Raw genomic sequence first — 12,901 nt, 5'->3', positions numbered from 1 at the left:
TATACTCTTTTCTTCCATATTAAGCGTACCTTTATAATAGGTTATTTTTTTATCGAGAATTCAATGCGTTGGGAACCCGCTGATGTTGATCAGCCCGATTACTATTGGCAAAACTTCAACACTATCTTGCGTTGGGTGCGGCATCATCACGACACGCTGTTAGATGATGAGACTCGACTGACACTCGCACGTTATGAGTCACTTAACACCGACGCACAAAAGCTATGGATTCGATTATCCAGTCGTCGCGGTCAGCAATTTCGAGTCGATGGCTTGAATTACTCGGAAATCAACCTCGCTCAAGCGGTCAACACGCTTGAGGGTGAGGGCTGGCTGACCGTACACCATGCGATCAATAGCCCTGAAGGAGTTGAACTATTAAAGCGCGCCGAACTACTACATGTGGCGCGAGAAAACGGCTGCATGCTCTCTACTTCGGCAAAAAAAGCCGACATTCTCGAGGCACTATTGGCGCTTCCAACACCATGGCCAGTCGCCGCTCAACTGCAATGGTATGCGTTAACACAACAAGCAAACTTTGACCGCTTGTCATTGTTGTTTTTTGGAAATGCACATCAAGATCTCACCGAGTTTATAAAGACAGCACTCGGTCATGTTCGTTATGAAACCTACACAATTCGACCTAAAAGCTTATTCAGTAGTCCTGAGGATGTTGCTAACTACCATGCGATGAGTACGTTTCGCCAACGTTACTCGGACACAGAAGGCTTACCTGAGCGTATACATATTATCCGCGACTGGTATAAACGCGCAGCAAACCATCAAGGATGGAAGAAATTTCGAGGTGCCTATAGCCGGCTCTGCAATAAGCTCGCGCGAGACTGTGAACGAGCCGATGCACTCGACGATGCTCTAATGATTTATCAGCAGTCATTCCGCCCCCCTGCGCGCGAACGAATGGCAAGAATTTACAGAAAGCAAGGTGATAATAAGCAGGCTTACTCCACCCTGAATGAAATGGCAGAGGAGCCGTGGAACGACCCGGAGCACGCCATTGCTGAGCAATTATTGTCACGTTGGTTTGCTGAACCTACGGCACAGCAAACCGAGCCTGAAACTCACCATTTAAGCTTTGCATCGAGAGGAGCCTCAATAGAAGCAGAGAGCTTAGCTCACTTTGAGCAGCAAGGTTGGCGGGGAGCACACTACGAAAACACAATTCCACAAACACTGTTTGGCATTATTTTTTGGGATATCGTATTCGAAGATGTCGAGGGGGCCTTTGTTCACCCGTTTCAGCGAGGGCCAAGAGATCTCAATAGCCATGAGTTTTATCATCGTCGCGAAGCGTTAATAAAAAAACGCCTTGATGAAATCAAGCACTGCCCCGACACCGTAACGCAACGTATTACTCAGGTTATCGATGAAAAAACAGGCCTCGCGAATCCGTTTATTTACTGGCCCGGAGTTGATAAGGGTGTACTCCTAGATTGGTGGCTACGACTCAAAGGTCAGCAGTGGGCGGCTATTTTTGAGCGTATTGCTCGCGACGTACACAACAATCGCGCCGGCTTTCCCGACTTATGGTTGTATCGCGATAAACAGGTCATGCTGGTCGAAGTTAAAGGTCCAGGCGACACATTACGCCCCAACCAAATCCGTTGGCTGAGAGCACTTAACGAGGTCGGTGTGAATGCCAACCTCGCATTAGTCAAGCTTGGTTAACTCATTACGCAACTGATGATAGATGGCTTCGGTTTTAGGTTTGTCGCAGGAAAACCAAAGGCTAAAGCTGACTGCCGCTTGTTCCACGAGCATTCTTAAACCATCAAAACAAACACCCCCACCGGATGCTTTAAACCGACTTTGAAAAGCTGTCGCATCACGACTGTAAACCATGTCATAGCCAACGGTATCGGTATCAAGCAGATGCTCAGGAAGTGCTAACGACTCGCCAAACAAACTGGCACTGGTCGCATTAATAATGAGATCAGGTTTACGCGCATCAGACCAATGCCGTAACACCTGCGCCGAATGAAATAGCGAAGCAAGTTGCTCGGCACGTTCCACTGTGCGGTTCCACACCCAAATCACATCTGGCTTCTCGGCATTAAGCGCTGGCATGACACCGCGACTCGCGCCGCCGGCCCCGAGCAAGAGAATACGCCGCCCCGCCAAACTGACACCTTTCGACTTGAGCGCGGCGACTAGCCCGTCGCCATCGGTATTGGCACCGATCAGGCCACCATGAGGCGCGCTAATTAATGTATTAACGGCGCCACTATGAGCAGCTGAGCCTAGGTGTCGAGTCACAAGCTGATACGCTACCTGTTTAAATGGTACTGTTACATTGGCGCCAGCTAAACCTTGCGAAAATTGCCGAGCTACCGCTTTCGGAAAACCTTGAGGACTCACTAATAGACGCTGGTAATCAACACTGCGCCCGGTTTGCTCAGCAAATAAGCTGTGTATTCTCGGTGACAGACTGTGCTTAATTGGATTACCGAAAACGGCTAACTGATTACTCATTAACATAGTCCATGGCGGCCCAGTCCCGCGGTAACAAATAGTATTCCGTCAGAGCAGCCTCTACTGATTCAGGCTGTGGTTGCCAGTCATATTCCCACCGCACTAACGGCGGCATCGACATCAGAATTGACTCGGTTCGCCCGCCGGTTTGCAAGCCAAACAAGGTGCCTCGATCCCAGACTAGATTAAATTCAACATAACGACCGCGGCGATACAATTGAAATTGACGTTGATGCTCTGAGTATTCAGTTTTTTTGCGACGTTCTACGATAGGCACGTAAGCTTCACAAAAGGCATCGCCAACCGCTTTGATTACATCAAACGCCTCGTCAAACGATCGGTCATTCAAGTCGTCAAAGAAAATACCACCGATGCCACGCGCTTCATTTCGGTGTTTCAAATAAAAGTAATCATCACACCAAACTTTGTATTTGTCATAGAGTGCAGGGTCTACTTTATCGAGCGATGCTTTGGCTTTTTTATGCCACTCAATGCAATCGTTGGTGTAGGGGTAATAAGGTGTTAAGTCAAAGCCTCCACCAAACCACCAAACGGGGTCTTCACCTTCCTTTTCGGCAATAAAGAACCGGACGTTAAGATGAACGGTCGGTACATGGGGGTTACGTGGATGAATGACCAAAGACACGCCGCAGGCATTGAAGTCACGACCTTCAAGTTCGGGCCGGTGCGCCGTTGCACTCTTAGGCAGCTGTTCACCGTATACATGCGAGAAGCCCACGCCGGCCTGTTCAAACGTTTCGCCCTCTTTCATCACTCGAGAACGACCGCCACCACCTTGCTCCCGTTGCCACTCATCCTGTTGGAAGTGTCCACTACCATCAACGGCTTCCAATTGTTGGCAAATACTATCTTGCAAGCTGAGCAGGTAATTCAATACCGGCTGCAACATAGTCTGTTCCATCATGACAAAAACCTTACCTCAATACGGTGTTATTAAATGGATCGATGATTTTAGAGGGTTGCTCTGCGCCACCTGTTTTTTCATCCCAAACCCAATCGACTTCATCACCGAAGTAATCACTCACTTCTTGAGCTGTTCTAGCCGGCTCTTCACCGCTTGGGTTGGCGCTAGTAGATACTAATGCAGTACCTAGCTTGCGACAAAGCTCTCGCACGGGCTCATAGGCTGTAACACGCACTGCAATGGTATCTCGTCCACCGGTCAGCAGTGGTGAAACCGTATCGCGTGCGGGAAGAATCAATGTCACCGGGCCAGGCCAATGTGATAGCACGCTAAAGCGCTTATCCTGACCTATTGCGGAATCTTTAACATAAGGTGTCAATTGGCTATAGTCAGCGGCGATTAGAATAAGCCCTTTGTCCTCAGGGCGTTCTTTCAAGGTTAGAATCTTGCGGATCGCTTCCTCGTTACGTGGATCGCAACCTAAACCGAATACTGCTTCGGTTGGGTATGCGATTACACCGTTTAATAGCGCCGAACGCGCTGATTCAATATCAAGTGCTGACACTGGAGTTCCTCTCTAAAACTAAAAACTGGACTTATTATAGCGGCTTGGAGCGGTAGTCGCAGTGCTTTTGCGGACAAACAAGGCGCTCGGAACCCTGACTACGCTTTCGCATTAACAAGGGGAAGTCACACTCGGGACAGGCTTCATTAACGGGAGGTAAAGGCAACGAAAAATCGCAGGTGGGAAATTGATCACAAGAGAAAAACTGTTTACCCGAACGACCTGTCTTTGCAACAACTCGACCTGTTCGACCAGCCTTTTCACACTCCGGACACGGAACCGAATCCTGTTCTCGTTGAGTTGGATCTTCTGCAATAAAGTCACAGTCTGGATAATTGCTGCAACCAACAAAAAGCCCAAACCGTCCGCTTTTTAACTGCAAGTCATTGCCGCACTGGGGACAAGGCACACCCAAGCTCTCCGGCTCAATCTCTGATTGCTCGCGAAGCCCCTGGGTATACTCACAACCGGGATAGCCACTGCACCCCAAAAAACTCTGCTGACCTTTGTGCTTTAAAACCAGCTCACGACCGCATTTCGGACACGCCTGCATGACTCTATATCCTTAAGTAGATTAGTGCAGCGGCCCCTCCGGCTCCTCAAATAGCAAACCTTCCATCTTATCGTAAGCCGCTTCACGCCCTGGTAGGTTAAATAATACCATAAGCACGACCCACTTGAGATCGTCGAGACTAAATCGACTGGTTTCGAGCTCCATCACTCTATCAACGACCATTTCTCGAGTGCTAAAGTCCAATACGCCAAGATTTTCGAGATAGGTTAAGAACCCACGACACTGAGTATCTAACCGACTGCACTCAATTTCCGTATAGACCCGCATTGAAGCAACAGGTGTGACGTTGAGATAGGTCTTAGCCTCTGTTTCCTGTAAATCCGCCAAGCGTTCAAGCCAAGCTAACGCTTTTTGAATTTCTTGCCGATGGAATCCGGCCCGGGCGAGTTCGTCCGTCAACTCATCGTGGTCAACCACAACTTCTGAGTCGGAATGTATATAGTTCTCAAACAAGTACATGAGGATATCAAACATGGTTAGCGCCTCCCCACTTTTATGTAACCACCCGGAATTGCTGTAATCAGTCCTTCAAGCTCAAGTAATAATAATTGTTCGCTTACCTCAGCAACCGATAACCCCGTTCGTTCAACCAGCTCATCTAAACTTACTGGGTCATTACTCACATTAGCGAACAATGGATTGTTTGCCAAGTGTTTAGGAATTGTACATTGTGTTTGCTGACTCGGTTCATTCGCACTGATGTCAAACCAAGACAAGATATCGTTTGCACACGTGATCACGTGTGCGCCTTCTTTCAGCAACCAGTGACACCCTTCCTGTGACTTAGCAAAAATGCTGTTAGGCACTGCGCCCACTTCGCGCCCCTCTCGTAACGCCGACAAGGCGGTAGAAATGGATCCACTGCGTCGTGCAGCTTCGATAACAACAACGCCTTTCGACATTCCACTTATAATACGGTTGCGACGCGGAAAATGATCCATGCGTGCCGGGGTACCTGGTGAAAATTCGCTGATGATTAACCCCTGATGACTCATCAGCTCATAGAGCTCACGATTTCTACGCGGATAGATCTGATCGATACCGGTGCCTAATACCGCAATGGTCGCACCATAGTCGAGAGCCGCGCGGTGTGCAGCTGCATCGATGCCCATCGCTAAGCCACTCACAACAGCTAACCCTGATTGCGCGCATTCCTGAGCCAGCTGGTCGGTAACCTGAATACCATAGTGACTCGCCTTTCGACTACCGACCATGGCGACACTCGCTTGGGATAGTAGTTCAGTACGCCCTTTATAAAATAACACCATAGGCGGGCGCTCTATGGTTCTTAACAGTGCGGGATATTCGTCATTAAACCAGCCCACGACACCACAGTTATCGTTTTCCAACCAATGCATTGCCTGAAGTATGTAAGCTCTCTGGACCGACTTAATAGATTGCAGACATCGATCTTCAATCGCTTCTAGCTCAGCGAACTCTCTACATTCCCGCTGTACAGCGATTGGCGCTTTGTTGAGGCTCATTAATAAAGCAAGTTCATGATACTGCACGGCTGTCATTCCTCCCCCAATTTAAGGTAAAATAAAAGTAGTTAAAGCGAAGGAGATTTTGGAATGACTAAGTTAACGGTACTTAAGTACCCCGATGAGCGCTTACGCACTGTTGCGCAACCTATCGAACAGGTTGACGATGCGCTACGCGCTACAATTGACGATATGTTTGAGACGATGTATGAATCTCAAGGCGTCGGTTTGGCGGCTACTCAAGTAGATGTTCATCAACGTTTATTCGTCGCTGACTGTAGTGAAAGTCAGAACGAGCCCTTAGTATTTATTAACCCTGAGATTACACGCGCTGAGGGTCATTTCACCAATGAAGAGGGTTGCCTATCGTTTCCGAACGTTTTTGCTAAAGTTGAGCGTGCCGAACATATTACCGTGCAAGCGTTGGACAAAAATGGCGAGCGATTTTCAATGGATGCGGAAGGCCTATTAGCCATCTGTGTGCAACACGAAATTGATCACCTAGATGGCAAACTATTCGTTGATTATTTGTCACCGCTTAAACGCGAGCGTATTCGTAAGAAACTTGAGAAAGAACAACGTTTGCAAGAAAAATTAAGCACTGGAGCCTAATCGATTGAGCACACACAGACCATTACGTATTGTTTTTGCGGGTACTCCTGAATTTGCAGCCGACCATTTAGCGGCGCTACTTAATACTGATCATGAAGTCGTTGCGGTGTATACCCAACCGGACCGCAGAGCCGGACGAGGGAAAAAGCTGCAGCCTAGTGCTGTCAAGCAGCTAGCTCTTGAACACACGATCGCAGTGGAGCAGCCCGAAAAACTAAACACAACGTCGGCTCAGCAGCAACTCGCGGAGTATCGCCCTGACGTGATGGTCGTCGTCGCCTATGGCTTATTATTGCCTGAGCCTATTTTGACCACGCCCAAGTATGGATGTATTAACGTGCATGGTTCGCTACTACCACGCTGGCGTGGAGCGGCGCCTATCCAACGCGCAATTTGGGCGGGCGATGAGGCTTCCGGTGTTGCCGTTATGCAAATGGAAAAAGGACTCGACACGGGTCCAGTCCTACACGTTGAGCGTTGTGCCATTGATGCACAAGAGACATCCGCTTCGCTTTATAAAAAACTTGCTCAACTCGGTCCCCGTGCACTCGTAACCACATTGAACGATATTGAAAGCTACCGTGAACGCGCAGAAGTTCAAAACCACGATGCCGCGACTTACGCAAAAAAACTGAGTAAGGACGAAGGCAAAATTGATTGGTCGGACGCGACCCAGCTCGAGAGAAATGTACGTGCATTTAATCCCTGGCCTTTTGCTTGGTTTGAGCTTCCCGGCGGTAAACCTGGCCAACGCACTGTTAAGGTTCATCAAGCCAGCGTTAGCAAAACTGATCACCGCTCAGCGCCAGGCACCATTATCGACTGTTCACCTGCGGGTGTTACTGTTGCCTGCTCCCAAGGCGCTTTAACCCTTCACTCATTGCAGTTACCGGGCAAAAAGCCGTTACCCGTGAGTGACTTACTGAATGGGTATGCCACCACCTTTGCAATTGGGGTAAATTTAACCGATGTCGACTAACACATCGACGGGCGCACACAGTCGCGCTGCCGCCGCTCAAGCTATCCACGCAGTGCTGGAACAAGGCCAGTCGCTGACTCAAGCATTAACCACGTATAGTGAGCAGTTATCCGCGGAAGATAAGCGTCTCGCGCAAGCCATTAGCTATGGTGTCATGCGCTACTTACCGGTGTTGACTGAAAAAGTCAGCGGCAAGTTGGATAAACCGTTGAAAGGCAAAAATCAAATTATCCAGTCGCTACTGTTAGTGGGTACTTACCAACTGTTTAAGTTGCGTACTAAAGACCACGCAGCGGTGAGCGCTACCGTTGAGGCAAGCAAATTATTAAAACGCAAAGCATTGAGCGGTTTGGTAAATGGGGTTTTACGCCAAGTCTTACGTGAAGCGCCCGCGCGTAACGATGATGGCGAACGCGACCTGCCAAGCGCCGAGGGTGTTAACCATCCGCGTTGGCTCAGAGAGAGAATTAAGGCCGCCTACGGTGTGAAAGCGGAAGCCGTTTTCACAGCAAATGATACTCAGCCGCCACTCTGGCTTCGCGCAAACCGACGTCACACGACCGTGACTGACTACACTGCACTGTTAGCTGAAAACGGTATTGAAGCCGTTGCCGACAGTCAGGCAAGCGATGCGATTCGACTTGTCAAACCGGTGCCGGTGACTAAACTCCCGCATTTTGAAGCCGGCTGGGTGTCAGTTCAGGACCGTTCAGCACAACTAGCAGCGGATATGGTAGACGCCCAACCGGAGCACAGAGTGCTTGATTGCTGTGCAGCACCCGGCGGAAAGACGGTTCACCTGCTTGAACGTACCGAGTTTCAAACGCCCTTGATCGCTATTGACGTTGATGAACAGCGCCTTGAACGCGTTAGTGAAAACTTATATCGCGCGGAGCTCTCTTGCGAAGTGGTTTGTGCCGACGTTTTAGATCTTGATAGTTGGTGGGATAAGCAGCCTTTTGACCGTATTTTATTAGATGCCCCCTGCTCCGCTACGGGTGTCATTCGTCGTCATCCAGATATCAAATGGTTGCGTCGTTCATCAGATATCGATCAGCTTGTTGAGTTACAGCAAAGCATGCTCGAGCGTCTTTGGCCTACATTAAAGCCTGGAGGCCAGCTCATATATGCCACGTGCTCGATCTTGCCCGAGGAAAATAGTGAGCAAATATCGCACTTCCTCGGTCAGCATTCCGATGCTAACCTTATAGCTATTGAGGCGAACCGTCCCATGTTACAGCTATTACCTGGCGAACATGATGGTGACGGATTCTTTTACGCGAAGATAGAAAAACTGCCATGAAAATAATTATATTGGGTGTAGGTCAGGTTGGCGGAACGCTTGCTGAGAACCTTGTCGGCGAACGTAACGACATTACACTCGTCGATACTAATGCCGAACTGTTAGAGTCGTTTCAAGATAAATACGATTTACGTATCGTGGTAGGTCATGGCTCACACCCAGACACGCTGCGTCGCGCTGGCGCCGAAGATGCCGATTTATTAATCGCCGTAACAAGCAGTGATGAAACCAACATGATTGCGTGCCAGGTCGCCTACTCAATCTTTAATACGCCGACTAAAATCGCTCGTATTCGCTCTGAAGAGTACATTCGTTACCGTGATCAATTGTTTCACAAAAACGACGCACCAGTAGATTACATCATTTCACCTGAGCAACTCGTCACTAACTATATTCGTAAGTTGATTGACTACCCGGGTGCACTGCAGGTCATGGAGTTTGCCTCAGGCAAAGCCAGTTTGGTGGCCGTAAAAGCGTATTACGGAGGCAAGCTGGTCGGTCATGCTATCTCAACACTTAAAGAGCACATGCCCAATATCGATACGCGGGTGGCGGCTATTTATCGCCAAGGTAAGCCGATTCGTCCTACCGGTACTACCGTCATTGAAGCCGATGACGAAGTGTTTTTCATTGCCGATACACGCCATGTAAACCGCGTCATGGAAGAGTTGCAAAAACTCGAAAATCGATACCGCCGAATTATGATTGTGGGCGGTGGTAATATTGGTGCCGGCCTTGCCAAACAGCTTGAGGCAGATCATCGCGTTAAGCTGATCGAGCGGTCTGAAACACGTGCTGAGGCCCTATCGCAGCAACTTGAACACACATTAGTGTTCAAAGGTGATGCTTCCGATCAAAAGCTTTTAGAAGAAGAACACGTTGAAGATACGGATGTCTTTATTGCCGTAACCAACGATGATGAAGCTAATATCATGTCGGCGATGCTGGCAAAGCGTATGGGCGCCCGCAAAACTATGGTACTTATCCAACGCAGTGCCTATGTCGATTTAGTTCAAGGGGGTGAGATTGATATTGCTATATCACCACAGCGGGCAACGATTTCGGCCTTGTTAACGCACGTGCGCCGCGGCGATATCGTCAACGTTTACTCGTTACGCAAAGGTGCGGCTGAGGCGATTGAGGCGATTGCGCATGGAGATGAATCAACGTCAAAAGTGGTCGGTAAAGCCATTAAAGATATTAAGCTTCCCCCAGGAACGACTATCGGCGCGGTTGTGCGAGGAAGCGAAGTACTTATGGCTCATAGCGAGACCATCATTCAATCCGATGACCATGTGATGCTGTTCTTGCTGGACAAGAAGTACATCGATCAGGTCGAACGATTATTCCAACCCAGCGCGATGTTCTTCTAACAGCTTTACGCGCCCTTGTGTTTGAGCCTGAAACTGCTTGTCGAGTTGAGCGCGGTATTCAGGCTCAATAGCTATGATTTGATGCACTGTCTCAGTGTATGTTTGCTCAATGACTTTATATTCGCAGCTGCTCAAAATGCTCTCAACAGCGCCCTGATCCCCGTATTCATAGACTAAACTGTAGTATTCACGGTATTTACGCTCCGCCGTTTTGATGAACGGGAGCGCTTCCGCTACGGCTTGGCTGTAAGCACGCTGTAAGCCTCCTGTACCTAGCTTGATCCCCCCAAAGTAACGCACTACAACGGCAGAAACCTCACCTAACGGGTGATGGGTTAATACGTTAAGCATTGGTCGCCCTGCGGTACCACTGGGCTCGCCATCATCGCTGCTTGCATAACAGGTATCATCGAAGGGGCTACCTGCGACGGACGCGGTGCAATAGTGATTGGCTTTAGTCCAACGTTGCTTAACGTCGGCAATATGGTTCGCCACATCGTCTGCGCTCGTTACAGGCGCTAACGACGCGATGAAACGACTGTTTTTAATTTCAATCTCGTGCTCAACAGCTTCCGTCAAGCGCAAGTAATTACCTTTTTTCACGTACTTCTGAACCGTTAGTCATCTTTCACTCTCATGGTAGCAAAAGCATCAAATAAATTAACCTCTTTACCATTGAGAAGTTCATAAATCTGTTGATAACTAAGCACCGCTTTTACATAGTCCCGCGTTTCGTAATAAGGGATCATCTCGACCCATTCATCGAGCGCGGTCGACTCAGAGGGCAGCCAATCTTTGACCTTATAATAACCCGCGTTGTAGGCCGCGGTAGCCAGCACATGATTACCATCAAAGCGTTCTTTCAGTCGACTCAAATAATAAGTACCGAGCGCGACATTAACTTCCGGTGTATTGAGACGTTTAAAGCTATCATCATTGCGTAGCAACTTCGCGGTACCAGGCAAGATCTGCATAAGACCGCGCGCGCCTGCTCCTGAGTAGGCATCGGCTCTAAAACTACTCTCACGTCGAGTTATTGCCATCGCCCACGCTGGGTCGATACCGTATTTTTCGGACGAGAGATTGATGATTTCGCTATAAGCCATGGGGAATCTTATCTCTACAGCATCAAAGTGACCAATTTGGGCCAATGTCCAAATGGCTTGATCATGCCAGCCCCAATCACTGGCTATCACGGCGGCGGTCTTGAATGCCTCACCGTCGATGTCACTGAGTAGATGATTCCACTCGCGACGGGCATCGACATCGCGCCCTAATTGAAGAAACTCATATGCGCGTTTAACATCATCGCGCTCTAATAAGGTGGTTATCTGTGTCTGCGTTGCCTTGACCGGGTCCTTCTCTAAACTCACCGGTGCGCCAATACGCGCCGCAGCCAAAAAGCCATAGTAATGGCGCTCTTTGGCCAGCGCCGTATAAATTCGATTAGCATTCAACTTGTCGCCGGTTTCCTCCATCGCCCGAGCCAGCCAATATTGCCATTGGTTACCACCCGAGATAGCGGGTGGCAGTGTTTGAATAGTCATCTTAAGTGCAGCGAAGTCATGATCGCGCAGGTATGCCGCAAGACGCCACTGTAATACACGCTCATCAAGCTCAGAGGGCGGTACTTTTTGATGCCAAACTCGCGCTTCAGGGTGCTCTTTCAAGCTCAACGCAACGGCAAACTCCTCAGCTATTCTGTGCCGCTGCGCTGCGGTAAATGGCAAACGTGATACGAGACGCTCATAGGCTTTAAGTGCGAGCTCTTCTGCTCGCCAAATCAATTTGGTCAACGCAAACGTTGCTATTTGTGCCTCTTTGGCAGGATCGACACCGCGGAGTCTGGAAAGTTGTCCAATCGCTGCTGGCGAGTAGCGCACCTTGTGGTAGAGCTCGCCTAAGTATTGCTCTCGATTCGGTAATAAGCTGGTAAGGTAAGGGATTAAGGTTGGGTTTCCCTCTTCTGCCGCAAGCACTATCCTGTGCCAAACTTTTTCTTTGGTACGTGCGTCGAGCTCTGCCCACTCGTTTAAAATCGCATCGCAGGCCGTCGGCACAGAAAAACCGTGACGCCAAATAGCATCCACCTTACGAATGAAAGGGCCATCCTCTAAGCCACCGGCTCGCTCAGCCTCAATTAAATAACACTGGTGAGTCAGTGTACCCGGATGTCGGAAGTCGCGAATAAAACGCTGGTATTCACCTTGCTGCGCTAAATAATCTAACCAAGGCTGGCGTAATTGCCAGTCTAACGGCGTACCTTTATATTGCTCAAGAAAGCTCACGACACGATCTTCGTTGGCTAAGTAGCCCACTTGCTGTAATCGCTCAAGTTCAAGATAAGGTTTAAGCGGATAGTTTTCCAACTGGGCTAAAAGTTGGTTATATTCAGCAATGCGACCACGACGGGCAGCGTATTCAGCTTTCTTAAACAACTCACGCTGTTGGCTAACATCCGCCGATTGCTGAGGAGCATTGGCTACGGATTGTCCACCCGGCTGTGCAGCGATAGCGTGCGCTGTGCTGAGAAAACAAGCCAATAAGCTGTAACGAATGATAGACGTCAGTTTATTCATTGATTCAAACGCATGTT

General features: G+C 49.0%; 13 protein-coding genes. 5 read left to right on the top strand and 8 right to left on the bottom strand.

Features of this window, described 5'->3' with window-relative positions; all coding sequences use genetic code 11:
• Positions 1-63 precede the first annotated feature (63 nt).
• Entirely contained in the window at positions 64-1,686 is a 1,623-nt protein-coding gene (locus tag BFR57_RS04485; protein WP_071462853.1) for a VRR-NUC domain-containing protein, read from the top strand.
• On the opposite strand, the gene aroE is transcribed toward BFR57_RS04485, so the two are convergent.
• Genes aroE through dprA form a run of 6 tightly spaced genes read right to left on the bottom strand, consistent with a single transcriptional unit; the run spans position 1,669 to position 6,074 of the window.
• Positions 1,669-2,490, bottom strand: coding sequence for a shikimate dehydrogenase (gene aroE, locus BFR57_RS04480; protein WP_143441045.1), 822 nt, complete (start codon positions 2,488-2,490; stop codon positions 1,669-1,671). The genes BFR57_RS04485 and aroE overlap by 18 nt on opposite strands.
• Entirely contained in the window at positions 2,483-3,412 is a 930-nt protein-coding gene (hemF, locus tag BFR57_RS04475) for an oxygen-dependent coproporphyrinogen oxidase (protein WP_071463832.1), read from the bottom strand. The genes aroE and hemF overlap by 8 nt, the downstream gene beginning before the upstream one ends.
• A gap of 13 nt (positions 3,413-3,425) precedes the next feature.
• Positions 3,426-3,980, bottom strand: coding sequence for a Sua5/YciO/YrdC/YwlC family protein (locus BFR57_RS04470; protein ID WP_071462851.1), 555 nt, complete (start codon positions 3,978-3,980; stop codon positions 3,426-3,428).
• Positions 3,981-4,014: 34 nt separating this feature from the next.
• Entirely contained in the window at positions 4,015-4,533 is a 519-nt protein-coding gene (locus BFR57_RS04465) for a topoisomerase DNA-binding C4 zinc finger domain-containing protein (RefSeq protein ID WP_071462850.1), read from the bottom strand.
• Between the two features lie 21 nt (positions 4,534-4,554).
• Positions 4,555-5,028 carry a DUF494 family protein gene (locus tag BFR57_RS04460; RefSeq protein WP_006954110.1) on the bottom strand — a complete coding sequence of 158 codons (474 nt, stop codon included), beginning with the start codon at positions 5,026-5,028 and terminating at the stop codon, positions 4,555-4,557.
• 2 nt (positions 5,029-5,030) lie between these two features.
• Positions 5,031-6,074 carry a DNA-processing protein DprA gene (dprA, locus tag BFR57_RS04455; protein ID WP_083405033.1) on the bottom strand — a complete coding sequence of 348 codons (1,044 nt, stop codon included), beginning with the start codon at positions 6,072-6,074 and terminating at the stop codon, positions 5,031-5,033.
• Positions 6,075-6,128: 54 nt separating this feature from the next.
• On the opposite strand from dprA, the gene def reads away from it, so the two are divergent.
• The 4 genes from def to trkA are packed head-to-tail and all read left to right on the top strand — an operon-like array spanning position 6,129 to position 10,305.
• On the top strand, positions 6,129-6,650 hold the full coding sequence (gene def, locus BFR57_RS04450) for a peptide deformylase (RefSeq protein WP_071462849.1): 522 nt from the start codon (positions 6,129-6,131) through the stop codon (positions 6,648-6,650).
• 4 nt (positions 6,651-6,654) lie between these two features.
• Positions 6,655-7,629 carry a methionyl-tRNA formyltransferase gene (gene fmt, locus BFR57_RS04445; RefSeq protein ID WP_071462848.1) on the top strand — a complete coding sequence of 325 codons (975 nt, stop codon included), beginning with the start codon at positions 6,655-6,657 and terminating at the stop codon, positions 7,627-7,629.
• On the top strand, positions 7,619-8,932 hold the full coding sequence (gene rsmB, locus BFR57_RS04440; RefSeq protein WP_071462847.1) for a 16S rRNA (cytosine(967)-C(5))-methyltransferase RsmB: 1,314 nt from the start codon (positions 7,619-7,621) through the stop codon (positions 8,930-8,932). Before fmt ends, rsmB begins: the two co-directional genes overlap by 11 nt.
• A complete protein-coding gene (trkA, locus tag BFR57_RS04435) occupies positions 8,929-10,305 on the top strand; it encodes a Trk system potassium transporter TrkA (RefSeq protein ID WP_071462846.1) in 1,377 nt (458 codons plus the stop codon). Before rsmB ends, trkA begins: the two co-directional genes overlap by 4 nt.
• Here trkA and BFR57_RS04430 read toward each other — a convergent pair.
• Positions 10,276-10,908 carry a YigZ family protein gene (locus BFR57_RS04430; RefSeq protein ID WP_071462845.1) on the bottom strand — a complete coding sequence of 211 codons (633 nt, stop codon included), beginning with the start codon at positions 10,906-10,908 and terminating at the stop codon, positions 10,276-10,278. The two genes, trkA and BFR57_RS04430, sit on opposite strands and share 30 nt — an antisense overlap.
• Before the next feature lie 14 nt (positions 10,909-10,922).
• Positions 10,923-12,884 (bottom strand): transglycosylase SLT domain-containing protein, encoded by a 1,962-nt coding sequence (locus BFR57_RS04425; RefSeq protein WP_071462844.1) that lies wholly within the window; start codon positions 12,882-12,884, stop codon positions 10,923-10,925.
• Positions 12,885-12,901 lie beyond the last annotated feature (17 nt).

Source organism: Idiomarina sp. MD25a, from assembly GCF_001870515.1.
GTDB lineage: Bacteria > Pseudomonadota > Gammaproteobacteria > Enterobacterales > Alteromonadaceae > Idiomarina.
This window is presented reverse-complemented; position numbering and strand designations above follow the sequence as displayed.

Excerpts from the sequence above, each read along its gene's own strand:
- BFR57_RS04485 (WP_071462853.1), top strand. The coding sequence starts at position 64 with ATGCGTTGGGAACCCGCTGATGTTGATCAGCCCGATTACTATTGGCAA.
- aroE (WP_143441045.1), bottom strand. The coding sequence starts at position 2,490 with ATGAGTAATCAGTTAGCCGTTTTCGGTAATCCAATTAAGCACAGTCTG.
- hemF (WP_071463832.1), bottom strand. The coding sequence starts at position 3,412 with ATGGAACAGACTATGTTGCAGCCGGTATTGAATTACCTGCTCAGCTTG.
- BFR57_RS04465 (WP_071462850.1), bottom strand. The coding sequence starts at position 4,533 with ATGCAGGCGTGTCCGAAATGCGGTCGTGAGCTGGTTTTAAAGCACAAA.
- BFR57_RS04460 (WP_006954110.1), bottom strand. The coding sequence starts at position 5,028 with ATGTTTGATATCCTCATGTACTTGTTTGAGAACTATATACATTCCGAC.
- dprA (WP_083405033.1), bottom strand. The coding sequence starts at position 6,074 with ATGACAGCCGTGCAGTATCATGAACTTGCTTTATTAATGAGCCTCAAC.
- def (WP_071462849.1), top strand. The coding sequence starts at position 6,129 with ATGACTAAGTTAACGGTACTTAAGTACCCCGATGAGCGCTTACGCACT.
- rsmB (WP_071462847.1), top strand. The coding sequence starts at position 7,619 with ATGTCGACTAACACATCGACGGGCGCACACAGTCGCGCTGCCGCCGCT.
- trkA (WP_071462846.1), top strand. The coding sequence starts at position 8,929 with ATGAAAATAATTATATTGGGTGTAGGTCAGGTTGGCGGAACGCTTGCT.
- BFR57_RS04425 (WP_071462844.1), bottom strand. The coding sequence starts at position 12,884 with ATGAATAAACTGACGTCTATCATTCGTTACAGCTTATTGGCTTGTTTT.